Source organism: Marinobacter salinisoli (assembly GCF_017301335.1).
GTDB lineage: Bacteria > Pseudomonadota > Gammaproteobacteria > Pseudomonadales > Oleiphilaceae > Marinobacter > Marinobacter salinisoli.
Genome location: NZ_CP071247.1, coordinates 1614059 through 1637384 on the forward strand (window position 1 = coordinate 1614059; position 23326 = coordinate 1637384).

The window sequence follows — 23326 nt, forward strand, 5'->3', positions numbered from 1 at the left end:
GTTGGAATCTGGCGGATTATATCAGAGCCTTACGGTTATCGCTGCCAGTGGAAATGGCGACAGTCCTGTGGGCGCGCTTCTGGCCCCCAGGTCTGCTCACTGACCGTAATGTGCCCCTGGGAAGACACCGTGACAATTGTTGTGCAGCGGGTGCCATAGGTCTCGCCGACGATGAATGGTGAGGACAGGAAGCGCTCGGTCTCCAGGCCTACGTCGGTGTCGGGCAGCAGGTGATCGGGGGCTGGCGCCGTATCCTGAAGCAGGGCTCGCAATTGTCGGTGCAGTGTCGTGGCGTCCGGGGCTGCAGAGGCAACGGTCGCAGCGAGCGATTCCCGCAGGCGAAGAAGTTTTGGCCACGGCGTTTGCAGCAGGTGATTACTCAAGCCGTAGACGCCGCGATGAACGTGCCGGCCCGGGGCGGCATCGCGATTGCTGAAATACCAGCCGGCTGTATCGTTCAGCCGAATCAGGTTAAACCCGGCGTATTGGTCGGTAGCACTGACGAGCTCAGATTGGAGGGCTTCTGCGGGCTCTTCCAGTGCCCGCAGTGGCAACTCACCCCGGCTCTTCTGACCGCGCTCGGGCGAGCCTTCGCGCACATTGGTGACAGCGCTGACAGTGCCGTTTGGGGTGATGGCAAGCCAGGTGCCGCCGGCTTCTTCGTCGCGCCCGGAAAGCACTGCCGTGCCGTTGTCGGTGGTCCACCAGTCCATCGGGGTGGTCGGGCGTCGGAAAAACTCGTCACGGTTGGCGGCGACCACCAGCGGGAAATCAGGGCTCTGGCGAAGGGCAAACGCAATCAGGCACATGCTGCTGTTTGGTGCTCCGGGAAGTAATGAAGTTGGCGGTTGCGGTGTGTATCATACCAGCCTTGTTTTCGTGGGCTAGGGATACGCCGATGAGTCTGTTGTATGTAGTAGCTTCCTATCTGGCGCTTGGCGCCCTGGCGGGCACTTTGGCAGGTTTGTTTGGCATTGGCGGTGGCCTGATCATCGTGCCGGTGCTGATTTTCAGTTTTGGTATCCAGGGCGTGAGCCCCGAGGTGGCGGCACACCTGGCAGTGGGCACCTCGCTGGCCACGATTGTGTTCACCTCGATCAGTTCGATTCGCTCGCATCACAGTCGTGGAGCGGTGCGTTGGGATGTGTTCCGGCCGATGGCGGTGGGAATTGTCATGGGCGCTATCCTCGGTGCCTGGACCGCGTCCTTGCTCAGTGGGCCGGTGTTGGAACTGGTCATTGGGGTGTTTGTGATTCTCGTGGCCATCAAGATGCTGCTGGGTGCCGAACCGAAACCCGGGCGCGATGTCCCGGGCAGTACCGGGCTGGCGACGGCCGGAGGCGGGATCGGTTGGGCCTCCGCCATCTTTGGTATCGGTGGAGGCACCCTGACGGTTCCGTTCCTGAGCTGGTGTAACGTGCGCATGCAGAGCGCGGTTGGCACCTCGGCGGCGTGCGGTTTACCGATCGCCGTGGCCGGCGCCCTGGGCAATGTCGGAACCGGCTGGAATCATGCCGCTTTGCCGGAATACAGTTTGGGCTTTATTTATCTGCCCGCGATGCTGGGCATTATTGCCACCAGCGTGGTGTTTGCCAAAGTGGGCGCTGCGCTCGCGCATAGGCTTAACGCCCAAGTATTGAAGCGGGTTTTCGCCGTGTTCCTGATGGTTGTCGGGCTTCGTTTTCTTCTGAGTTGAGAGGTTGTTGATGCTGCAGCATCCCCAGATTGACCCGGTGGCGATTGCCATCGGCCCTTTCAAGATTCACTGGTATGGGCTGACCTATCTGGTCGGTTTTGTCGTTGGCTGGTGGTTGGGGCGGTTACGCACCCGCAAGCCCTGGTCGCCCATAACTGAAGAGCAAATGGGCGACCTGCTTTTCTACATCGCCCTTGGTGTCATTCTCGGTGGTCGCTTTGGCTATGTGATTTTTTACAACTTCGATTCGTTCCTGGCCGACCCGCTGTGGTTGTTCCGGGTGTGGGAAGGCGGTATGTCGTTCCACGGTGGCCTGCTGGGCGTAATGCTCGCCATGTGGTGGTATGGCCGCAAGGTTGGCGCCGGATTCTGGCGTATTGCTGATTTCGTGGCGCCGCTGGTGCCGGTGGGTCTGGGTGCTGGCCGCATTGGTAACTTTATCAATGGTGAATTGTGGGGCAAGCCGACCGACGTGGCCTGGGGTATGGTTTTTCGTACCGCGCCGGACAGCCTGGCGCGCCACCCCTCCCAGCTATACCAGTTCGCCCTCGAGGGCGTGGCCCTGTTCGTTATCCTCTGGTGGTTCTCGGCCAAGCCGAGGCCTCGAATGGCGGTATCCGGGGCTTTCCTGATTTTCTACGGGCTGTTCCGGTTTATCGTGGAATTCGTACGCCAGCCGGATCCGCAGCTTGGCTACCTCGCGTTTGACTGGCTGACCATGGGGCAGGTGTTGTCGACGCCGATGATTATTGCGGGCGCAGCCCTGATGTTGATTGCTTACCGGAGAACTGCTGAATGAAGGCCTATCTCGATCTGATGCAGGACGTTGTTGACAATGGATTTGATAAGGGCGACAGAACCGGCGTGGGTACCCGCTCGGTCTTCGGGCGCCAAATCCGTTTCAATCTGCAGGAAGGCTTTCCTCTGGTGACCACCAAGAAAGTACACCTGCGCAGCATCATCTACGAGCTGCTCTGGTTCCTGAAGGGCTCGACCGACAACAACTGGCTCAAGGAGCGCAAGGTCTCCATCTGGAACGAGTGGGCACTGGAGGACGGTGATCTGGGGCCAATCTACGGCAAGCAGTGGCGCAGCTGGCAATGCCCGGATGGTCGCGTGGTGGATCAGATCAGCGAGGTGATCGAGCAGATTCGCACCAAGCCCAATTCCCGCCGCCTGATTGTCTCGGCCTGGAATCCAGCGGAGTTGCCAGACGAAAGCATCAGCCCACAGGATAACGTTCGTGAGGGGCGCATGGCTTTGGCCCCGTGTCATTGTCTGTTTCAGTTCTATGTGACCGACGGCAAGCTCTCCTGTCAGCTCTACCAGCGCAGTGCGGACCTGTTCCTGGGGGTGCCGTTCAATATCGCGTCCTACGCACTGCTGACGCACATGATCGCCCAGCAGTGTGATCTGGACGTGGGCGAGTTTGTGCATACCTTTGGCGATTGCCACCTGTACCAGAACCACCTGACCGACGACATCGTGTTCGAGCAGCTCAAGCGTGAGTCCCGGTCACTGCCGAAGCTGGTGATCAAGCGCAAGCCGGATTCGATCTTCGATTACGAGCTGGAGGACTTCGAGTTTGAAGGCTATAACCCGTATCCGGGAATCAAGGCGCCGATTGCTATCTGATTTAAGCGGACCGACGCAAGGTCTCGCTCCCTTGCAGCCTCGGCCTCATAGGAATATAGACATGCGTAAAGCCCTCATCGTCGCCATGTCCCAAAACCGGGTCATCGGCCGCAACAACAAGCTGCCCTGGTATCTCCCAGGAGATCTTCGCTATTTCAAACAGGCGACCATGGGCAAGCCCATTATCATGGGGCGCAAAACCTGGGATTCCATCGGGCGGCCGTTGCCCGGACGAATGAATCTGATCATCACCCGCAATGATGACTGGCAGGCGCCGGCAGGTACTGTGCGTGTGGCGTCACTGGAGGCCGCGTTACTGAAGGCGGGCGCTCAGGCCCAGCTGGATGGGGTGGATGAAGTGATGATCATCGGTGGCGGGCAGATCTACGCCGAAGCCTTGCCGCAGGTGGATCGCATGTACATCACGCTGGTTCACGCCGATGTGGAGGGCGATGCTTACTTTCCGGAAGTGAACTGGGACAGCTGGGAAGAAATCGGACGGGAGGATTTCTCCGCGTCCGATAACAATCCGTACGACTACAGTTTCGTCGTTTACCAGCGCCGGTCTTAAGCCTTGCGTGGCGGGCGCTTGCCTGCCGGCTTGCCGCCCTTGCCGACAGACTTTCCGCGGCCTCCGTCGCGGCCCTGACCTTTCGGTCCGCCTTTCTTGAAGCCACCCTTGCGGCGATCGCCGCCCGGGCGGCCGCCTTTGCTATCCCGGCGGGGAGGCTTATTGGAGACCACCGGCAGTGCTTCGGGCTGCTCCAGCGGGAGTGATCCGGGCTGGGCCGCTTCCATCCAGCACGCCAGTGCACCGGCGACCATGGCCATATCCATGTCGTTTCGCTCAGCGATGTCGTCGAGCAGGGCGATGGCCTTGGCCAGTTTTTTGTCGTCGCTGAATGCCAGCAGTTGCGTTTCGAACTGCTGCTCCCGCATCTCCAGGAGCTCTTTCGGCGAGGGCAGTTCGTATCCCTGCATGGGCGAATTGGTGGCCCGCTCCAGGGTTCGCAGCCAGCTGCGTTCTCTCGGCGTCACCAGAAGAATGGCTTTACCGGTGCGGCCGGCGCGACCGGTGCGTCCGACCCGGTGAATATAGGCCTCGGTATCGTACGGTACGTCGTAATTGATGACGTGGGTAATCCGGGGTACATCGAGCCCGCGCGCGGCCACGTCGGTGGCGATGATAATGTCTTTCTTGCCGCGCTTGAGATCTTCAACCGTCTGTTCACGCTGACGCTGGTTCAGGTCACCATTGAGCGGTGCGACGGCATGGCCCCGAGCCGACAGCTTTTCGGCCAGCAGGGTGGTCTCAGCCTTGGTGCGAACAAAAATAATGGACGCATCGAACGGTTCGATTTCCAGAATCCGGGTGAGAGCATCCAGTTTACGCTCGGCATAGACGGGCAGAACAAACTGCGCGATGCGCTCCACCGTGCGGGTTGCGCTTTCGATTTTCACTTCAGTGGCATTTTGCAGGTAGGTCTGCGCCACTTTCTTGATCTGCGGCGGCATGGTGGCCGAGAACAGCGCGCGCTGGCAGTCGTCCGGCGTCTTGGCGAGAATGGCTTCTACGTCATCAATGAATCCCATCCGAAGCATTTCGTCTGCTTCATCCAGCACCAGCGCCTTCAGGTTGTTCAGCTTCAGTGTGCCTTTACGCAGATGATCCAGCATCCGGCCGGGGGTGCCCACAATGACCTGGGCGCCGCGCTTCAGGCCGCGGATCTGAGGCTGGAAATCCTGGCCGCCGTAGATCGGCAACACATGGAAATGGCGGAATTTGCTCGCGTAGGTGGTGAACGCTTCCGCTACTTGGATTGCCAGTTCCCGTGTCGGGGCAAGTACCAGCAATTGGGGCTCACGGCTCGAGGCATCAATGCGGCTGAGCAGCGGCAGGGCAAAGGCGGCGGTTTTTCCGGTGCCGGTCTGGGCAACGCCCAGCAGGTGGTTGCCGGCAAGCAGTGCTGGAATGGCTTGAGCCTGAATGGGCGACGGTTTTTCATAGCCCACTTCGGTTACGGCTTCAAGCACCGCCGGGTCAAGGCCCAGCTCGGCAAAGGAGATATCTGACATTTATTCACTCGGAATTCAGGAGGGTAACGCATTGTCGGGCAATGCATGGCGTGAACGGAGTATAGTCGGTTTGGCGCTTGTTTGATATGAGGCCTTGCCAGAGCGCTGTAGGTAGTTGCCGGTGGCCGGGCATTGCTTTTAACCGTCGTCTGAGGCAGTCTCTGAGCTTTTCAGTAGGTTGCTAACAGGAAATTACGATGACGTTCGATCAGCTGCTTGCGGCTATTCGCTCAGACAACGAACTGGTGCTTCCCCAGAGCTGGGGCCAGGGGCGGGCAACGTTCGGTGGTCTGGTGGCGGCCCTGACATTTGAGCGCATGGCGGCGCTGGTGCCAGAAGAACGAGCCATGCGGTCTTTGCAAACGTCTTTCGTCGGCCCCGTGGAGCCGGGTGTTCCGGCACGCTTTGAGTCCGAGCTGCTCAGGGAAGGTCGCGCAGTGACACAGGTTCAGGGGCGGATTGTCCAGAATGGTGAAGTCCGGTTGGTCTGTCTGGCCAGCTTTGGCGGCGAACGGGAATCGGCAGTGCGCGTGGATGCGTTGCCCGCACCCGAGGCCGCGTCGGTTGAGCTGTGTCAGGATTTGCCCTACATCGAAGGTGTGACGCCGGCGTTTACCCGCCATATTGAAATGCGATGGGCGTTTGGACACATGCCCTTCACCGGCAAGGGCGGGCGCGAGATGGGCGGCTGGATGCAGTTCCGGGATCGCCCTGAGGTTGTGTCCGATGCGCACATCGTGGCCCTGGTGGACGCCTGGCCGCCGGCACTGTTGCCGCATCTGAAAGCGCCGGCACCGGCCAGTTCCCTGAGCTGGGCGCTGGATATCCTGCATCCCCGTCCGGCACTGGAGCCGGGAGACTGGCTGCTATACCGCGCTGGCATTGATCAGGCGGGAGCTGGTTACGGACACACCCACGCGGGCATCTGGACGGCCAGCGGCGAGCTGGTGGCGCTCAGTCGGCAGACGGTCACGGTTTTTGCCTGATGCCATCAACGGCGGCTGGTCAGGCCGCCATCTGTGATTTGAGTGCATCGATGATGATGCGCGCAAATTCCCGGGGTGAGTCCTCTTGCAGGAAGTGCCCGCCACGCAGGGTGGTGTGGGGCTGGCCGTAAGCGCCGGGAATGCGCCTCTGCATGTAGCGATCGCAGCCCCGCGTAATCGGGTCTCCACTGCTGAAGCAGGTAATAAACGGCTTGCGCCACTTTTCCAGGGCGCGCCAGGCTTCCCGGTTGGCCGCGCTGGACGGATCTTCACTGGACACCGGTACCAACTTGGGAAACGCCCGCGCACCGGCTTTATGTTGGTCAGACGGGAACGGGGCTTCGTATGCCGCCAGCTCGCCTTTGGACAGCATGCGGTCCGTGCCCAGCTGAACCACCCGACCGATGGGCAGCCAGGGGCTGTAGGACGCGAAGGCCTTCCAGAGCGTAAACGTGGTGGTCACCCGGTTTTCGCCCGTGGGCAGCATGCCGTTGCCGACAATGATCCGGGCGAATCGGTGAGGGTTTTCTGCCGCCAGTCTCAATCCGAGCAGCGAGCCCCAGTTCTGACACACCAGTGTGATGTTGCTCAGGTCCAGCTGTTCCACCCAGTTCACCAGCCAGTCCATGTGGCGATCGTAACTGTAGTCTTCCACGGCTGCCGGTTTGTCTGATTTGCCAAATCCGATGAGATCAGGCGCCAGCACCCGGTAGCCGGCACTGGCGACAAGAGGGATCATGTGCCGGTACAGGTAAGACCAGGAGGGCTCACCGTGCAGCATCAAAACCGGGGGCGCATCGGCCGGTCCCTCGTCGACATAGTGCATCCTGAGGTCCGGAGCCACATCCAGATAATTTGGCGCAAACGGGTAGTCCGGGAGGTCGGTAAAACGACCTTCATCGGTTCTCAGAATACGCATGCCATCGACTGTCCTGACTGATTGGTTGCGTGATTGCCGGAGGCTGCCTAGAGGCGAAAAGCCTCCGGAGCAATCGTAAAAAGGAAGGATAATTCAGATGGGCGTTTTATGTGTTTGACTTGCGTAACAGTGCGTTGCCGGTTTGCGTCAACTGGCAAGGCCGAGTAGCTGTTCGCTATTTTCGAAGGCGCTCATGGCCTCGTCACAGCAGTTGACGGCGCCGCAATCGTCGGCCGAGCAGTAGCCAATTGTCTGGCAGTTAACATTCGGCAATTCGCCGCCCTCAGTCCGGAAAATTTTGGCCCGTGACAGGGTCGAGTGGCAATGGCCACAAAGCAGGGTCGGGACCGCACTGTTCTCGGCCGCGACGGCGTTAAAGATTTGTTGTTCGTTCATACTCATTAAAATCCTCCTGTTCAATCCACAATAGGGACAGGATGTGACGGTTTAAAGTCTGCGGGATGTAATACGGTCTAGTCGCCGGGGTCGACCACCGGCCGGCGGTTGGAGCGTTTGTCCTCCCAGTCCAGCTCTTTCGGATCGTACCAGCCGATGGCGCCAAGGACCTTTTCCCGGGTAGCCGGGGAAAGGGTCGGCCAAAGCTCGTGGAAATCGTCCAGACCCAGGTCCCGCTGTTTTTGTTGTTTGCTTTGTAAACGGTTGATTGTCCTGGGTAAGTGAAGTGCTTCACCCAGTTGGCCAGGAACGACGACCTCGTGACCCATCACCTTGCGGCGGTGGGTGCGGGCGGCCAGAACCCGGCGAAGTTCAACTGCGGCCTCCAGGGCCGTTTCTTCGTTAAATTGCTCCAAATCCACCAGAACAACCTGTTCAAATCTCAATCAACAGCCGATCACTATAACCTGAAGTGGCCTGCGATGGCCACGATGCCATGGTAGGCTAAGCCAGTTGCTGCGATCGACTTGGCCCCCGTAAAGAAGGGCCTTCTCTGCTTCAGTTTGTGAGGAACCGTCACGGTATGTACGCAAAATTGGAAACACGGACTTTTCTGGCTCTGCTTGTCGGGGTCTCTCTGGCCTTTGTCTTTCTGATGAAACCCTTCTTCGGGCCTATTTTCTGGGCTGTGGCCATTGCCCTTATTTTTCACCCCGTACAGCAAATGGTGATCCGCAAGCTGGGTGACCGGCCAAACCTGAACGCGCTGATTACGTTGGTTTGCTGCATGGTGATCGTGGTGATTCCGGTGCTGGTGCTGGTGACCTCGCTGGTCGCAGAAGGGGTGGGGCTGTATCAGCGTATTCAGAGCGGGGAGATTCGTCCGGGCGATTACATTGACCAGGTGGCCGATTCTTTCCCGGCGATCGAGGCGTTCCTTGCTCCGTTCGGGATCGATTTTGCAGAGCTTCGGGACCGGGCAGTCAGTCTTTTCGTCGGCGGTAGTCAGTTTCTGGCCAAGCAGGCGATTGGGGTCGGGCAGAATACGTTTCAGTTCTTCCTCGGTCAGGCGCTGATGGTGTACCTGGCGTTCTTTTTCCTGCGTGACGGCGACAAGCTGGTGGAGCTGATCATCCGTGCACTGCCCCTGGGAGATGAGCGCGAGCGCTTGCTGTTTGCCAAGTTTGCCGAGGTGACCCGTGCCACCGTCAAGGGCAACTTGCTGATCGCCATCATCCAGGGTGCCTTGGGCGGGCTGATTTTCTGGATGCTGGGTATCAGCGGTGCGCTGCTCTGGGGCGTGGTGATGGCGGTTGTTTCGCTGCTGCCGGCGGTTGGCGCCGGTTTGGTCTGGGTGCCGGCGGCCATCTACCTGGCCGCTGTTGGTGACGTTGTTGAAGCCGTGATCCTGACCGCCTTTGGTGTCTTGGTGATCGGGCTGGCGGACAATCTCTTGCGCCCGGTGTTGGTCGGACGGGACACCAAGCTGCCCGATTACATTGTGTTGTTGTCGACGCTCGGCGGACTCGTTATGTTCGGGATTAATGGGTTTGTCATGGGGCCGCTGGTGGCGGCACTGTTCATGGCCTTCTGGGGTATCTTTATTCGCGAGTTTGGCGAGGGGTCAGACGTGGTGCAAACCCCCGTGGGGGAGGCGTCGGATGTTGACAAATCCGTTTGAGATGACGTTCTCGGAAAGTGTGATACGATGTTCACACTTTGCCCAAGCCTGTGGAGATCGGCGCCACATAACAATAAAGAATGGGTATCGCTAAGATATCAGGAGTAAGCAGGTGAGTAGCATGAAAAAAACAAATAACTCTATGAGCCGAATGGCTGTCGCGGTGGGAGCGGCGGTAATGCTTGGGTTCGCACCCGCAGCGTTTGCCGCAGATGAAACCGTTGCACTGAAGAACGCGCTGTACGGCGCAGGCTATAGCATTGCAAACGTGAGTCCGCAGATGGACGAGGCGACTCGTGCGTCGCTCAAAAAATTCCAGCAAGACAGCGGTATTGCAGTAACCGGCGTCGTGGATGATGCCACCAAGAAGGCATTGGGCATGGTGTCTGTTCAGGTGGCCGCCGCCGCTGACAAGGCCAGCGCTCCGGCCAAGAAAGAGCAGGCCGCCGCACCGGCGAAAACCGCCGACGCCGGGGACGACGCTTCGACTGACAAAGATGAAGACGAAGGCTGGTCGCTCTGGTAACCGGTTTTGAGGATCAAAAAAAGCCCGCCAATCTGGCGGGCTTTTTTATCGCCGGGCGGTCAGTCCAGTTTGGAAAGGTCCCGGACGGCGCCTTTGTCGGCACTGGTGGCCAGCAGGGCATAGGCCTTGAGGGCGGCTGACACTTTGCGGTCCCGCGCCAGCTCCGGCTTCCAGCCCTTGGCGTCCCGGGCTGCCCGGCGACGATCCAGCTCTGATTGATCCAGCTCCACGTTGATGCTGCGGTTTGGAATGTCGATGCGAATCCGGTCGCCATCTTCAATCAGACCGATCGCACCGCCGGCTGCGGCTTCCGGGGAAGCGTGCCCGATGGAAAGGCCCGAGGTGCCGCCCGAGAAACGGCCATCAGTCAGCAGCGCACAATCCTTGCCGAGTCCCTTGGATTTCAGGTAGCTGGTCGGGTACAGCATTTCCTGCATGCCGGGGCCACCTTTCGGGCCTTCGTAGCGAATGATCACGACGTCACCCGGTTTCACCTCATCACTAAGAATGCCGGCCACTGCGGAATCCTGGCTTTCGAAAACGCGGGCAGTGCCTTCAAATACGAAAATGCTCTCATCCACGCCGGCGGTTTTGACCACGCAGCCGTCGAGGGCAATGTTGCCGTACAGAACGGCCAGGCCACCTTCGGAGGAGTAGGCGTGCTCCACGGAGCGGATGCAGCCGTTTTCCCGATCGCCGTCCAGCGTGGGCCAGCGTGTATTCTGACTGAAGGCGGTCTGGGTGGGGATGCCAGCGGGGCCAGCCTTGTAGAATTCCACCACGTCGGCCGACGGGGAACGCATGATGTCCCAGGTATCAAGCGCTTCTTTCAGTGTCTTGCTGTGAACCGTGGGCAGGTCGGCGTTGATCAGCCCGCCGCGCTCAAGCTCGCCCAGAATGCCCATGATGCCGCCGGCACGATGAACGTCTTCCATGTGATATTTCGGCGAGTTGGGGGCCACCTTGCTTAACTGGGGGACACGCCGGGAGAGCTGATCTATTTCGTTCAGGGTGAACGGAACCAGGCCTTCCTGGGCTGCGGCCAGCAGGTGCAGGATGGTATTGGTCGACCCGCCCATGGCGATGTCCAGAATCATGGCATTTTCAAACGCAGCCATGGAGGCAATGCTGCGGGGAAGTACGCTGGCGTCGTCTTCCTCGTAAAACCGGCGCGCATTCTCCACAATCTGGCGACCGGCTTTCAGGAACAGTTGTTCGCGGTCGGCATGGGTGGCCAGCATCGAGCCGTTGCCGGGCAGCGCCAGGCCAATGGCTTCGGTCAGGCAATTCATGGAGTTGGCGGTGAACATGCCGGAGCAGGAACCGCAGGTCGGGCAGGCGCTGCGCTCGTATTCGGCCACGGTTTCATCGTCGGCGTTTGGATCGGCTGCGATGACCATGGCATCGACCAGGTCAAGCTTGTGCTCAGACAGTTTGGTTTTGCCGGCTTCCATTGGCCCGCCGGAGACGAAAATGGTCGGGATGTTCAGACGCATGGCCGCCATCAGCATGCCCGGGGTGATTTTGTCGCAGTTGGAAATGCACACCAGGGCGTCGGCACAGTGCGCATTGACCATGTACTCGACGGAGTCTGCGATGATCTCTCGCGATGGCAGGGAATAGAGCATGCCGTCGTGCCCCATGGCGATGCCATCGTCAACGGCAATGGTATTGAACTCTTTGGCAACGCCGCCGGAGGCTTCGATTTCGCGGCACACCAGCTGGCCCAGATCTTTCAGGTGAACGTGGCCGGGTACGAACTGAGTGAAGGAATTGGCAACCGCGATAATGGGTTTGCCGAAGTCCTCGGTCTTCATACCGGTGGCGCGCCAGAGGGCCCGGGCGCCGGCCATGTTGCGGCCGGCGGTGGATGTCCGCGAACGATACTGTGGCATGGTGCTGTGATCTCTCTTTGATTCCAGTTAAACGTTATGGTTATAGCGTGTGCAAAACAGAAGGATACCAGATTAGAATTCCCTAGCAGGATGTTTTAAGCGTCGAAATTTTCGAGCAGTTTCAATGGGAGTAGCCACTTAATGAATCAGACCCGGAGCATAAGCTCGCCGATGGCGGCGGAAGACGGATTGCTCCGCCGGCTCAGGGAGTTTCAGCCGCTGGATCGGCTTGGCGACGATCAACTGGTGCTGCTCGCCAGCCGGGTTGAGCGCCGGCGGATTGGTGCTGGTCAGAAAGTGGCAGAGCGTGGTGGCCGGGACGGCAGAGACGTGTTCCTGCTTGAGGGCAAGTTGGAGCTGGCGACCATGGATGGACAGAAAACGCTGGTGGAGGCCCATTCTCCCCAGGCGAAGGTCGCCATTGCGCGGCGGCAGCCGAGGTTATATGACGTGACCGCCGTGGCTGCCGGCGAGATTGTGTCGATCGATCAGCGCACGTTGAATCAGATGCTGCGGGAGGCTCCGGTGGTTCGCCCGGACGGCCGCGGCGAGCGTTCTGACGCTTTCGAGGAAGACCGTGAGCACGCGCTGCTTATGGCGTTTTATGCCGAGCTGCGGACGAATCAGGTGGCCGTGCCCAGTCTTCCGGATGTGGCCTGGAAGGTCTGCCGGACGGTGGACAGCGATGAGTCCTCGGCAGACGACGTGGCCATGGCCGTATCGGCGGATCCGGCCATGGCCGCGAAGTTGGTCCGGGCCTGCAACAGCCCGCTTTATCGCGGCTTCAGCGAGGTCCATAGTGTGCGGGATGCCGTCGTGCGCCTGGGTATGCGGACGACTCGTCAGCTGGTGACGGTTTTTTCCATGCGCGAAGTGTTCCGGGCTCAGAGCCCAACCCTCAAAGCCGCCATGGAGTCCTTGTGGAGGCACTCCCGGGAAGTGGCGGCGCTTTGCTGGGTGCTGGCGGATCGGGCGACCCGGCTTAATCCGGAAGAAGCGATGCTGGCCGGCCTGCTTCACGATATCGGTTCGGTGCCTTTGCTGGTTCATGCCGAACGGCATGCTAGTCTAAGTAGAGACGAGTCGTTGCTTGCCGAGGTGGTGCGGGAACTTCGCGCGGATGTGGGGGCCTCAGTGCTGGAAAGCTGGTCGTTTTCGCCAGCCTTTGTCGAATCCGCCCGGCATGCCGAGGATTGGCAGTTCGAAAGTCGGGAAGCCTCCCCCCAGCTGGCGGATGTGGTGATTGTCGCGCAAATGCACTCTATGATTGGCTCGAATCAGGGTGCCGAGCTGCCGCCCTTTGCTGAAGTGCCGGCCTATCGCAGACTCGGCGCGCTGGGGCTGAATGCATCGAGAAGTCTTCAGGTTCTGACGGAGGCGCGGACTCGGGTTGAGGATGTGCAGCAACTGCTGTCCATTCGCTGACGATCCGGTGCGTCTAATTGTTGAATATTGCTGATTGGTCCCAAGCCAACTATGAATGTACCTCTTTTTCCGCTCAACTCGATCGTGCTCCCCAAAGGCAGAATTCCCCTGCAACTGTTTGAACCACGCTACATTGATATGCTCACTAGCTGCCTGAAGGAGGATCGCGGCTTTGTCGTGGTGTTGCTCCGGGACGGCCGGGAAACCGATGCTGCGGCTGCTTTCTACGACATCGGCACCTACGTGCGGATCATTGATTTCCAGCAGCTGGATAACGGCCTTCTGGGTATCACCGCAGAGGGCGTGGCGAAGGTGACCGTAGTGCGCAGCTGGCAGCAGGAGGATGGCCTGAATATTGGCGATGTGGAAATGCTGCTTGATGAGGCCGACAGCGATGTTCCCGAGTGTTTCGGGGAGCTGCCGTCCGTGCTCAAGGCGTTGTTCCGGCACCCCGTGGTGCGGGACCTGGACATGGATGTCGACTTCGGCGATGCCCGCGAGGTCGGCTGGCGCTTGACCGAACTGCTGCCCTTCGATAAGCAGGAGAAACAGCGGCTCGTTGAGTTGCAGGATCCTCTGGAGCGTCTGAGCCGCTTGCAGGAGTTGCTGGAAGCACTCGAAGAGGGTTAGAGCGGGCGAAAACTGGCCTCGGCGTCGGGCCAGTTGACGACCATGTAACCTATGGTGAATGCCAGCCAGACACCGGCTGCCAGCAGCGTAAAAACCTCGGATGTTAGATGAGTCCGGTCATAGCGACTGTAGCTGGCGCGCACCATGCCGGTGATGGCAAGCCCCAGCAGAATCCCTCCGACGGCGTCCGTAAACCAGTGTACCCCCAGATAAAGCCGGCTCAGGGCGACGGGTATCAATGGCAGCGAGCACAGGGTGTAAACCTGCCAGCGTTTCCCCGGTTTGCTTTCGGCGGCCACGAAGCTTGCCAGGAGAAGGGTGAACACTGTGATGCCCGTGCTGTGGCCGCTGGGGAAAGCCCCGGAACCGGGCGGACTGACCACGGTGTCCGGGCGAACGACCCCCAATGTTGATTTTGCCAGCCAGACCAGGGCAAAGGTCAGCACCGCCGCGCCTGTGATATGCAGTGCTGCGGCATAGTATCCCCGAAAGGCCAGCGTCAGGCAGGCGAGTGCGGCACCTGCCAGCAATACCGGTGTATCGCCCAGCAGGGTCGCGGTAATCGCCGGGCCGTCGAATAAGGGCTGGCGAAGTTGCTGGAACCAGAGCAATGCTTGTTCGTCGAACGGAGACAGTACATCGGTTTGTGTCGCGAGCTGGCCCCAGATTATGAGCAGCCCCAGCGCGCCAACCGCCATGATCAGTGAGGCAAGGGGAAATTCGCCGGCGCGGGCGGGGCGGTGGTTGGTATAAAGGCGCCAGAAGCGGTGAGTGGCGTCGTACCCGGCCATTTTGCCTTCCAGCCAGTGATACAAACGCCCGCCGTCGGTCAGTCTGAGCTGGAACTGGATTATTAACAGGTAAACCAGTGCGACGACCGCGAGGCTGATTCCCATCACCGGGTAAAAATGCGCCGGCGGTTTGATCTCGCTGGCCAGAGCACTGCCCACCAGAAACCCCGGCAAGATGTACACCGGTGCCCAGCCAATGGCAGAGAAAATGTTGAACGTGAGGAAGCGTCGCCAGGGCATGCTCAGGGTGCCCGCCACCAGTGGAATGACCGGCCGGACCGGCCCCACGAAACGGCCGATGACCACACTTTTGCCGCCGTGCCTGAGGAAAAAGGATTCGCCCTTGGCGATCAGGTAGGGGTAGCGGCTGAAGGGCCAGACGGCATCAAGCCGGCCCTGAAGTTTCCGGCCGATGGCGAAGCTCAAAACATCGCCCGCAATGGCCCCGAGCCCGGCCCAGGCCAATGCCTCGGCTATAGGCATGCCGGTCTTGCCGGCCAGCGCGGCAAAGGCAAACAGGATGGCGACCCCGGGGACGATCACCCCGGCGATGGCCAGGGACTCGACGAAGGCCGTCATGAACAGCGCGAGGGCCAGCCAGCCCGGGTGCAGCGACAGCCAGGCGGACAGTTCGCTCAGCCAGCCTTCGTTCATGCCGTTACGGTCTCTCCCGCACTGAACCAGACTGAATCCGCGCCGCGCTTCCTGGCATCGAGCATCGCTTGGTGGGCCCGCTTGCGCAGTGCGTCGGTGCGCGTGTCGCCGTTGCCGCGAGTGGTGGCGCCAATAGATACCGTGGCTCGGCCGATACTGGGCCACTGATGCTCGGCGATGGTGCGACGAATGCGCTCGGCAATGACCCGGACGCCTTCTTCCGGTGTGAACGGAAGAATGAGGAAGAATTCAGTGTCGTTCAGTGTGTACAGGGTGTCGCCCGCCCGAATCACGGTGAACAGGTGCTCGGTCATGTTCTGATACAGGGTTTGCAGGCTGTTCTTGCCGTGCAGGTCTGCCAGGCCATCGACGTAGTCGATGCTGAGATTGATCACCGACAATGGATGCCCGGTGGCGATGGCCCGGCTGATTTCCTTCTGCAGGGATTCGTCCAGGAAGCGTGCATTGTGGGCACCGGTAACCGGATCGGTGATGGCCAGGTCTTCCGCGGACTGTGCCATGTGGTCGTAATGCCAGATATAAAGCGCCGCTGCCGTCAGCAGGATGAACAGTCCGGCAATCCGGGTAATGGCTTCCAGCAGAGGCGCCTCAAACAGCAGGATGGCGGAGGCCGGCAGCACCAGCAGTAGGGACAGCGCCACACCTTGTCGGAGTGGCAGAATCAGCAGGTTAAGTACCAGCAGAGGCATCGCCCAGTGAATGATGCCCGGCGTGTCGAGGGTCAGCAGTGCGGTGAGCAGGCCACTGTTGAGGCCGATCAGGATCAGCAGATGGCCTTTGGCGGAGAGCTGGCTCCTGCGGCACAGAATGGTATAGGCGAGGCCGATGAGCGTCAGGGCAGACAGGGTGGCGGCAAGGTAGAACAAATCGTAAAAGCCGTATCTCAGGTTCTGCAGGGCCAGCATGAAGATAAATGCGGTGGCCAGTCCGTAGCCGATGCCGTGAGTCCAGGTACGAAGTTGGGTTTCGGTCATCAGGCGGTTCCCTCGGCGGAAGCTGGTCCCGCGGTTCCTGCTTGGCTCCAGGCACTGTAGGCCTGGGTGCGGTCGCCGCCCTGTTGTTGGGCCCGGCGCAGGGCATTGGCAGCGCTCTGTTGCAAGCTGTCGGCGTCATCGCCGATGTTCAGCCCGGCAATGCCGGCACTGACCGTCAGCTGCATGCCATAGGATTCCAGCAGCGTGTTCAGCCCCTTGCGAATGATGTCCGAGCGAATAATGGCATCGGAGGTGGATACGCCGGGAAGTATGATCAGGAACTGAAGGTCGGCCACCCGATAGTAGGTGTCAAAGTCTCTGAGTTGCGAATGCAGGTAACGTCCGACTCTCGGCAATATGGAGCGGATGTCCTTGTCCGGGGGTGCCTGGTCGGTGAGGTGGGTGTCCAGTCCGATCATGATGATCGACATGTCGATCCCTTCTCGTTCACTGCGCTGGATTTCCTTGTGCAAATCGGCTGACAGGTATTCCCGGCTGGCGGCCTGGGTCAGTTCGTCGGTCCGGCGCAGCGGCACCAGTTGCTGTGCTTTGTACTCGCGGAGAAAGATCAGCAGCGCCGATAGCAGTACCGTGAGCAGAAAGGCACTGATCATCTGATGGCGTTCCGGCAGGCCCTCGGCCAGTGGCAGGGTGAGAGCCAGCAGGCCCAGAATGATAACGTTAATGGCTGAGGCAATGCCCAGTGGCAGCAGGGCAAAACTGAGTAGGGGCATGACATATAGCCAGTGCCGGAGTTCCCAGGGGCCGGTCCAGAGGCTGACGATCAGAAGCCCCAGAAATGCCGCGTAGAACAGTTGCTGGATACGGGGCCAGGGTGAATCCTGACGGTTCAGGTGGAAGGTTCTGGCACAGATGACAATCCCGGCTGCGGCGGCGGCAGCGGCGGCGGTCATGGGGTTTCCTGAAAACACACCCAATGCAGCGATGGCAATCAGAGCCGCAAAACCGGCGCGGGACAATCTGCTCAACAGGAATTTCTCGGCCAGTTGGGCCATGGCGTCCTTCCTCTCTGCTCCCTGGCGTGATGGCGGTGTTGCGACGCTATCATATCCGTTTGGGGTGCGTACTTGAAACGGGCAAGGTAAAGTTAGCTCTTATTTGTGAATTTTGCTCGAAAACACGAAGGTAATCGGATGGATATAGCAGCTTACATGGCTGACATCGGGCAGCAGGCCCGGGCGGCCGCAACCCTCGTGGCGCGTTCTACCACGGCGGTGCGAAATCAGGCTTTGCTGGCGACGGCGAACGCGCTGGATGCGGCTCGGGCTGAGCTTGCCACGGCGAATGCAAAGGATCTGGAAGATGGCCAGGCGCGAGGGCTGGACCGGGCCATGCTGGATCGTCTGGAGCTGACGCCGGAGCGCATCGATACCATGATTGAAGGGCTGCGGCAGGTGGCGACCTTGCCGGATCCGGTGGGCGAGATTACCGACATGACTTATCGCCCCTCCGGAATTCAGGTGGGCAAAATGCGTGTGCCACTGGGGGTGATTGGCATCATTTACGAATCGCGCCCCAACGTCACGGTCGAAGCTGCCAGCCTGTGCCTGAAGTCGGGCAATGCGGCGATCCTGCGCGGGGGGTCTGAATCCATTTGTTCCAATCAGGCCATTGCCCGGTGTCTGGCGCAGGGGCTGGCTGAGGCCGGGTTGCCGGAAACCGCGGTGCAGGTCATCAAGACCACCGATCGGGCCGCTGTGGGTGAGCTGATTACCATGCCTGCCTATGTGGACGTGATTGTGCCTCGTGGTGGCAAGGGGCTGATTGAGCGCATCAGTCGCGATGCCAAAGTGCCGGTGATCAAGCATCTCGACGGCATCTGCCATGTCTACATCGACAGTCATGCAGACCCGGAAAAGGCCATCAATGTGGCGGTTAACGCCAAGACCCAGCGGTACGGCACCTGCAATACCATGGAAACCCTTCTGGTTGATGCGGAGATTGCCGGGGATATGCTGCCCTTGCTGGCGACCGAGTTCCTTGCCAAGGGGGTCGAACTGCGCGGTTGCGAGCGGACGCGGGAAGTGATTGAAGCCGTGGCCGCAGAGGAAAGTGACTGGGAGGCCGAGTACCTGGCACCGATCCTGGCGGTGCGGGTGGTGGATGGTCTGGACGGAGCCATCGAGCACATCAACCGCTACAGCTCGCAGCACACTGACAGTATTGTGACCGAAAACTACACCCGGGCCCGTCGCTTCCTGACCGAAGTGGATTCGGCCTCGGTCATGGTCAATGCCTCCACCCGGTTTGCGGACGGCTTCGAGTATGGCCTAGGGGCGGAAATCGGCATCTCGACGGACAAGATCCACGCCCGCGGACCGGTGGGGCTTGAGGGCCTGACGTCCCAGAAATACGTGGTGTTCGGGGACGGTCATATCCGCAACTGATGGCCATGCACATCGTCTACGGCGGCACGTTTGATCCGGTCCACAACGGTCACCTGCGCATGGCGCTGGAGGTCAGCGACCGCCTGGGTGTGGAGCGGGTCAGCCTGATGCCGTGTCATATTCCGCCCCATCGTGACGGCACAGGGGCGACGTCCGAACAGCGTCTGCGAATGCTGGAGCTGGCGGTGGATGGCGAAGCGCAACTGCGTGTGGATGCCCGGGAATTGCGGCGCGGTGGGGCGTCCTACACCGCCGACACCCTGCGTCAACTGCGCGACGAGCTGGGCGCTGATACGCCGCTGGCTATGGTGGTTGGAACGGATGCGTTTGCTGGCTTTGACCGTTGGCGCGAGTGGCAGGTCATTCCGGAACTGGCCCATATCGTCGTGGTCCGGCGTTCCGGTCATCGGGTGGACCCAGACGGCCAACCGGGCCGGTTGCTGTCGGAGCGTGGCGCCCGCGAGCCAAGAGAGCTGTTTGAGCGCCCGTGCGGCGCGGTGCTGGAGCTGGATCTTCCGCTGCTGGATATTTCTGCCACGGCAATTCGGGCCCGCATCGCAGAAGGCCGATCGCCCCGATATCTGCTTCCCGATGCGGTCTGGCGAGAAATTCGTCAACAGCGGCTCTATGGCGCCTGCCCTGACCGGAACTTTTAGTGCTACAATCGCGTCTGAATAGGGCTTTTGGGGCTGTCATTCTGGCAGGCCCCGTCTAACAGGGTGATTATGCAGGCAGAACAACTGAAAGATCTCGTCGTTAATGCACTTGAAGAGGTGAAAGCACAGGACATCAGTGTCATTGATGTCCGTGACCGAACCAGCGTTACCGACTTCATGGTTCTGGCATCCGGAACGTCCAACCGTCATGTAAAATCTCTGGCCGACTCAGTGGTGTCGGACGCCAAGGAAGAAGGCGTGCGAGCCAGTAATGTCGAAGGCGGCGCCACCAGCGACTGGATTCTGGTCGATCTTGGTGACGTTGTTGTTCATGTCATGATGCCCGCAACGCGGGAGTTTTATGATCTGGAACGCTTTTGGCGAGATGCTCCGGACCTGGGTGCTGCAGGCAGCGAATAACCATGCGTTTACGTCTGATCTGCGTGGGGCAGAAGATGCCCGACTGGGTCAGTACGGGGTATAGCGATTACGCACGCAGGATGCCGCCGGAACTGCCTCTGGAGCTGGTGGAAATTGCCATGCCCCATCGAGGCAAGAATCCGGATATCCCCAGACTGATGCAACGGGAAAGTGACGCCTTGCTGGCAGCGGCCGGCCCGAAAGACCGGGTGGTCGCGCTTGAGGTTGGCGGTCGTCCGTGGACGACTGAAAAGCTGGCCAGTCAGCTCGAAAGCTGGCAACAGGACGGTCGCGACGTCAGTTTTCTGGTGGGCGGCCCGGACGGGCTGGCCGATGCCTGCCGACAAAGGGCGGATCAGCAGTGGTCGCTGTCGCCACTGACCCTCCCGCATCCCCTGGTGCGAATTCTGTTGGCCGAGCAGCTGTACCGGGCTTGGTCGATCACCCGAAACCATCCTTATCACCGGGCCTAGGACGTTATTATGCCGTGGGGTGAGTTCAAGGATACTGCTGCCGAGCGCCGGCTGTTCCAGCGCCGGGCCACCGTTATGCTGACTCTGGTGCTGGTGTGCCTGGGTGGCCTGCTGGCCCGGATGTATCAGTTGCAGGTTCTGGAACACGACATTTATACCACCTTGTCTGACAAGAACCGGGTTCAGGTCCAGTCGGTGGCACCTCCGCGCGGATTGATCTACGACCGCAACGGCATTCTGCTGGCTGAGAACCGTCCGGTATTCAGCGTTACTCTGGTTCCCGAGCGAGTCGCCAGCATGGATGACACGCTTGCCGAGCTTGGTGGCATTCTCGATGTATCCGAGGAAGACATTGAACGATTTCAGCGCCGGCTCAGAGAACCGCGGCGTCCCTTTCAGGAAATCCCCCTTCGTTACGACCTGACTGATGGCGAAATGGCCCGCCTTGCGGTACACCGCCATGAACTGCCGGGCGTTGAGGTCAAGGCCGAACTGGTCCGTTACTACCCCCACAGTGAATTGACCGCCCACGCTCTCGGGTTTGTCGGGCGCATCAACCGGGATGAGTTGCAGCGCATTGATCCGGTCAACTATGCCGGCACCAACTATATCGGCAAGTCCGGCATCGAGCGTTTCTACGAGGAAATCCTGCACGGTCAGGTGGGTTACCAGCACGTTGAAACCAATGCGCGGGGCCGCACACTGCGTGTGTTGGAACGGGAAAATCCGGTGCCCGGCGAGGACCTGAAGCTCCATCTGGATCTAAGACTGCAGCAACGTGCCCACGAATTGCTGGACGGACGACGTGGCGCTATCGTCGCCATTGAGCCGGCCACTGGCGGGATACTCGCGTTGGCCAGTGTGCCGGGGTTTGACGCCAACCAATTCGTGACCGGCATCAGTGTCAAAGACTACCGGGCGCTGAGTGAGAGCCGGGACAAGCCCCTGTTCAACCGGGCGCTGCGAGGGCAGTACCCGCCGGGATCAACGCTCAAGCCCATGCTGGCCATCGCCGCGCTGGACAGCGGCGCGACGACTCGGGACTACACCATCTGGGATCCGGGGTACTTCCGGCTGAACGACGCCGGTCGCCGTTACCGCGACTGGAAGCGGGGCGGTCATGGCTGGGTCGACCTGATGGACGCCATGGCGGAGTCCTGCGACATTTATTACTACGAGATCGCGGTGAAAATGGGCGTCGACACTATGCACAATTACCTGTCCCGCTTTGGCTTTGGGGAAGACGCGGCTTTGGATGTGTCTGGCGCCCTCAGTGGTTTGCTGCCGTCCCGTGAGTGGAAGCGGGCCATGCGCGATGAGCCCTGGTATCCCGGGGATTCAGTGAATCTGGGCATTGGCCAGGGCTTTATGCTGGCAACGCCGTTGCAGCTGGCGACAGCGACATCCCTGATTGCGAACCGCGGTGTCTGGTCCGAGCCCCGACTGCTGATGGATATTGAGGGCGACACTCCGGTGGAGACGTATCTACCGGACAGCACGCACGAGCCGCTGAAACTGAAAGACCCCAGCGACTGGGACTTTGTGGTCAAAACCATGGCGGAAGTCATGCATGGCCGTAAAGGCACCGCTCGCCAGTCAGGCGCTGACGCACCCTACCGGATGGCGGGGAAAACCGGGACAGCTCAGGTGTTCAGTCTGGCGGAAGATGAGGAATACGACGCCGAGGAAATCCGTGAACGCCTCAGGGATCACGCCTTGTTTGTGGGCTTCGCGCCTCTGGATAACCCGCAAATCGCAGTGGCCGTGATTGTTGAGAACGGCGGCGGCGGCAGCAGTACCGCTGCGCCGGTGGCTCGCGAGCTGTTTGACGCCTGGCTGCTGGAACTGAATGGCCAGGAGCAGCAGCCTCTGGTCAGTACCACTCAGGCCGCGGAGACGCAGTAATGGCTGTTAATGATTTCGTCGACGCTTCATCGGAAGGCCGGCTGGGCCGCCCCAGAGGCATTTGGTCAACGCTGCATCTGGATCCACTCCTGTTGTTGTTGCTGGTTCTTCTGGTCTGCGGTGGGCTGTTCATCCTGTACAGTGGTGCCGACCGGAACATTGAAGTCGTCAAAGCCCAGGGTATCCGACTCGGTGTCGCGTTCATCGTAATGCTGGTCTTCGCCCAGCTGGATCCTGCCGTGTTCAGGCGTTGGGCGCCCTGGTTGTACGTTGCAGGGATCGCGGCACTGGTGGCCGTTTTGCTGGTCGGGGTCGGCGCGAAAGGGGCCCAGCGTTGGCTGGCCTTGCCGGGCCTGCCTCGTTTTCAGCCTTCAGAGATCATGAAATTGGTGGTGCCCATGATGGCCGCCTGGTATCTGTCGCGGCACTATTTGCCGCCACGAACCCGGCATGTCTTTGTCGGCCTGGGTATTGTGCTGGTCCCGATGGGGATGATCATGCAACAGCCGGATCTGGGGACTTCCCTGCTGGTGGGAATGGCCGGGATCTTTGTGGTGTTTTTCGCCGGCATCAGTTGGAAACTGATCGCCGCGTTTGTGGCCATGGTGGGAGTGTCCGCCCCGGTCATGTGGTTCTTCGTAATGCGGGAATACCAGAAACAGCGAGTGTTGACCTTGCTGGATCCCCAGAGCGATCCGCTCGGTGCCGGCTGGAATATCATTCAGTCGAAAACGGCCATCGGTTCCGGCGGTATCGAGGGAAAGGGCTGGCTGCAGGGCACCCAGTCGCACCTGGAGTTTTTGCCCGAGAGCCATACCGACTTCATCGTGGCCGTGCTGGCGGAGGAGTTTGGGTTTGTTGGTGTCACGGTGCTGATGATTCTCTATTTCCTGATCATCCTGCGTTGCCTGTACATTTCGATTACAGCTCAGGATTCGTTCAGCCGCCTGCTGGCGGGCGCCCTGACCATGACGTTCTTTATTTACATTTTTGTCAATGTCGGGATGGTAAGCGGTCTGCTGCCGGTGGTGGGCGTGCCGTTGCCGCTGATCAGCTACGGCGGGACCTCCGGGGTTACATTGATGGCGGCCTTTGGCGTGTTGATGTCCATCCAGACCCACCGGAGAATGATTACTGCCTGAGCCTCAGGCGGAATCGT

At 60.1% G+C, this 23326-nt stretch carries 24 protein-coding genes; 15 read left to right on the plus strand and 9 right to left on the minus strand.

The window, feature by feature from the left end; translation table 11 throughout:
* Nucleotides 1-35 precede the first annotated feature (35 nt).
* Nucleotides 36-809, minus strand: coding sequence for an NRDE family protein (locus LPB19_RS07325; RefSeq protein ID WP_206645410.1), 774 nt, complete (start codon nucleotides 807-809; stop codon nucleotides 36-38).
* Between the two features lie 89 nt (nucleotides 810-898).
* Here LPB19_RS07325 and LPB19_RS07330 point away from each other — a divergent pair, with 89 nt between their 5' ends.
* The 4 genes from LPB19_RS07330 to LPB19_RS07345 all read left to right on the plus strand — a co-directional run bounded on the left by LPB19_RS07330 (nucleotide 899) and on the right by LPB19_RS07345 (nucleotide 3902).
* Complete coding sequence (locus tag LPB19_RS07330) at nucleotides 899-1696, plus strand: sulfite exporter TauE/SafE family protein (RefSeq protein ID WP_206645411.1); 798 nt, start codon at nucleotides 899-901, stop codon at nucleotides 1694-1696.
* A 10-nt stretch (nucleotides 1697-1706) separates the two neighbouring features.
* The gene (gene lgt, locus LPB19_RS07335) at nucleotides 1707-2495 is read left to right on the plus strand and encodes a prolipoprotein diacylglyceryl transferase (RefSeq protein ID WP_206645412.1); all 789 of its coding nucleotides are present in this window, start codon (nucleotides 1707-1709) and stop codon (nucleotides 2493-2495) included.
* Nucleotides 2492-3331, plus strand: coding sequence for a thymidylate synthase (locus LPB19_RS07340; protein WP_206645413.1), 840 nt, complete (start codon nucleotides 2492-2494; stop codon nucleotides 3329-3331). The genes lgt and LPB19_RS07340 overlap by 4 nt, the downstream gene beginning before the upstream one ends.
* 61 nt (nucleotides 3332-3392) lie before the next feature.
* Nucleotides 3393-3902, plus strand: a complete 510-nt coding sequence (locus LPB19_RS07345) for a dihydrofolate reductase (protein WP_206645414.1) — start codon at nucleotides 3393-3395, stop codon at nucleotides 3900-3902.
* Here the strand turns inward: LPB19_RS07345 and LPB19_RS07350 are convergent.
* Nucleotides 3899-5407 (minus strand): DEAD/DEAH box helicase, encoded by a 1509-nt coding sequence (locus tag LPB19_RS07350; protein ID WP_206645415.1) that lies wholly within the window; start codon nucleotides 5405-5407, stop codon nucleotides 3899-3901. The two genes, LPB19_RS07345 and LPB19_RS07350, sit on opposite strands and share 4 nt — an antisense overlap.
* A 197-nt stretch (nucleotides 5408-5604) precedes the next feature.
* Here LPB19_RS07350 and LPB19_RS07355 point away from each other — a divergent pair, with 197 nt between their 5' ends.
* Nucleotides 5605-6393, plus strand: coding sequence for an acyl-CoA thioesterase (locus LPB19_RS07355; RefSeq protein ID WP_206645416.1), 789 nt, complete (start codon nucleotides 5605-5607; stop codon nucleotides 6391-6393).
* 19 nt (nucleotides 6394-6412) lie between these two features.
* On the opposite strand, the gene LPB19_RS07360 is transcribed toward LPB19_RS07355, so the two are convergent.
* The 3 genes from LPB19_RS07360 to LPB19_RS07370 form a co-directional block, all read right to left on the minus strand.
* Complete coding sequence (locus LPB19_RS07360) at nucleotides 6413-7312, minus strand: haloalkane dehalogenase (RefSeq protein ID WP_206645417.1); 900 nt, start codon at nucleotides 7310-7312, stop codon at nucleotides 6413-6415.
* 147 nt (nucleotides 7313-7459) lie between these two features.
* Nucleotides 7460-7714 carry a hypothetical protein gene (locus tag LPB19_RS07365; protein ID WP_228289238.1) on the minus strand — a complete coding sequence of 85 codons (255 nt, stop codon included), beginning with the start codon at nucleotides 7712-7714 and terminating at the stop codon, nucleotides 7460-7462.
* Nucleotides 7715-7785: 71 nt separating this feature from the next.
* Entirely contained in the window at nucleotides 7786-8154 is a 369-nt protein-coding gene (locus LPB19_RS07370; protein WP_407943945.1) for a hypothetical protein, read from the minus strand.
* Nucleotides 8155-8291: 137 nt separating this feature from the next.
* On the opposite strand from LPB19_RS07370, the gene LPB19_RS07375 reads away from it, so the two are divergent.
* On the plus strand, nucleotides 8292-9389 hold the full coding sequence (locus LPB19_RS07375) for an AI-2E family transporter (protein ID WP_206645418.1): 1098 nt from the start codon (nucleotides 8292-8294) through the stop codon (nucleotides 9387-9389).
* 121 nt (nucleotides 9390-9510) lie between these two features.
* On the plus strand, nucleotides 9511-9915 hold the full coding sequence (locus LPB19_RS07380; RefSeq protein WP_206645419.1) for a peptidoglycan-binding domain-containing protein: 405 nt from the start codon (nucleotides 9511-9513) through the stop codon (nucleotides 9913-9915).
* 59 nt (nucleotides 9916-9974) lie between these two features.
* Here LPB19_RS07380 and ilvD read toward each other — a convergent pair whose 3' ends face one another.
* Nucleotides 9975-11810 carry a dihydroxy-acid dehydratase gene (gene ilvD, locus LPB19_RS07385; protein ID WP_206645420.1) on the minus strand — a complete coding sequence of 612 codons (1836 nt, stop codon included), beginning with the start codon at nucleotides 11808-11810 and terminating at the stop codon, nucleotides 9975-9977.
* 171 nt (nucleotides 11811-11981) lie between these two features.
* Here ilvD and LPB19_RS07390 point away from each other — a divergent pair, with 171 nt between their 5' ends.
* Together LPB19_RS07390 and LPB19_RS07395 are read left to right on the plus strand one after the other, a co-directional pair.
* Nucleotides 11982-13235: an HDOD domain-containing protein gene (locus LPB19_RS07390; protein WP_206645729.1), complete on the plus strand. Its 1254-nt coding sequence runs from the start codon at nucleotides 11982-11984 to the stop codon at nucleotides 13233-13235.
* 51 nt (nucleotides 13236-13286) lie between these two features.
* Nucleotides 13287-13865, plus strand: coding sequence for an LON peptidase substrate-binding domain-containing protein (locus tag LPB19_RS07395; protein WP_206645421.1), 579 nt, complete (start codon nucleotides 13287-13289; stop codon nucleotides 13863-13865).
* Here the strand turns inward: LPB19_RS07395 and LPB19_RS07400 are convergent.
* From LPB19_RS07400 to LPB19_RS07410, 3 genes are read right to left on the minus strand one after another with little or no spacing between them, the layout of a single operon-like run.
* Nucleotides 13862-15310 carry a bifunctional DedA family/phosphatase PAP2 family protein gene (locus LPB19_RS07400; RefSeq protein WP_206645422.1) on the minus strand — a complete coding sequence of 483 codons (1449 nt, stop codon included), beginning with the start codon at nucleotides 15308-15310 and terminating at the stop codon, nucleotides 13862-13864. The two genes, LPB19_RS07395 and LPB19_RS07400, sit on opposite strands and share 4 nt — an antisense overlap.
* Nucleotides 15307-16305, minus strand: a complete 999-nt coding sequence (locus LPB19_RS07405) for a GGDEF domain-containing protein (protein ID WP_206645423.1) — start codon at nucleotides 16303-16305, stop codon at nucleotides 15307-15309. Before LPB19_RS07405 ends, LPB19_RS07400 begins: the two co-directional genes overlap by 4 nt.
* Nucleotides 16305-17321 (minus strand): GGDEF domain-containing protein, encoded by a 1017-nt coding sequence (locus LPB19_RS07410; protein WP_206645424.1) that lies wholly within the window; start codon nucleotides 17319-17321, stop codon nucleotides 16305-16307. Before LPB19_RS07410 ends, LPB19_RS07405 begins: the two co-directional genes overlap by 1 nt.
* A gap of 138 nt (nucleotides 17322-17459) precedes the next feature.
* On the opposite strand from LPB19_RS07410, the gene LPB19_RS07415 reads away from it, so the two are divergent.
* The 6 genes from LPB19_RS07415 (at nucleotide 17460) to rodA (ending at nucleotide 23309) form a co-directional block, all read left to right on the plus strand.
* On the plus strand, nucleotides 17460-18713 hold the full coding sequence (locus LPB19_RS07415) for a glutamate-5-semialdehyde dehydrogenase (protein WP_206645425.1): 1254 nt from the start codon (nucleotides 17460-17462) through the stop codon (nucleotides 18711-18713).
* Between the two features lie 5 nt (nucleotides 18714-18718).
* Nucleotides 18719-19369, plus strand: coding sequence for a nicotinate-nucleotide adenylyltransferase (nadD, locus tag LPB19_RS07420; protein ID WP_206645730.1), 651 nt, complete (start codon nucleotides 18719-18721; stop codon nucleotides 19367-19369).
* Between the two features lie 69 nt (nucleotides 19370-19438).
* Nucleotides 19439-19789: a ribosome silencing factor gene (rsfS, locus tag LPB19_RS07425; protein ID WP_206645426.1), complete on the plus strand. Its 351-nt coding sequence runs from the start codon at nucleotides 19439-19441 to the stop codon at nucleotides 19787-19789.
* Between the two features lie 2 nt (nucleotides 19790-19791).
* Complete coding sequence (gene rlmH / locus LPB19_RS07430) at nucleotides 19792-20262, plus strand: 23S rRNA (pseudouridine(1915)-N(3))-methyltransferase RlmH (RefSeq protein WP_206645427.1); 471 nt, start codon at nucleotides 19792-19794, stop codon at nucleotides 20260-20262.
* A gap of 9 nt (nucleotides 20263-20271) precedes the next feature.
* Entirely contained in the window at nucleotides 20272-22167 is a 1896-nt protein-coding gene (mrdA, locus tag LPB19_RS07435) for a penicillin-binding protein 2 (protein ID WP_206645428.1), read from the plus strand.
* Nucleotides 22167-23309, plus strand: a complete 1143-nt coding sequence (gene rodA / locus LPB19_RS07440; protein ID WP_206645429.1) for a rod shape-determining protein RodA — start codon at nucleotides 22167-22169, stop codon at nucleotides 23307-23309. The genes mrdA and rodA overlap by 1 nt, the downstream gene beginning before the upstream one ends.
* Nucleotides 23310-23326: the final 17 nt, after the last annotated feature.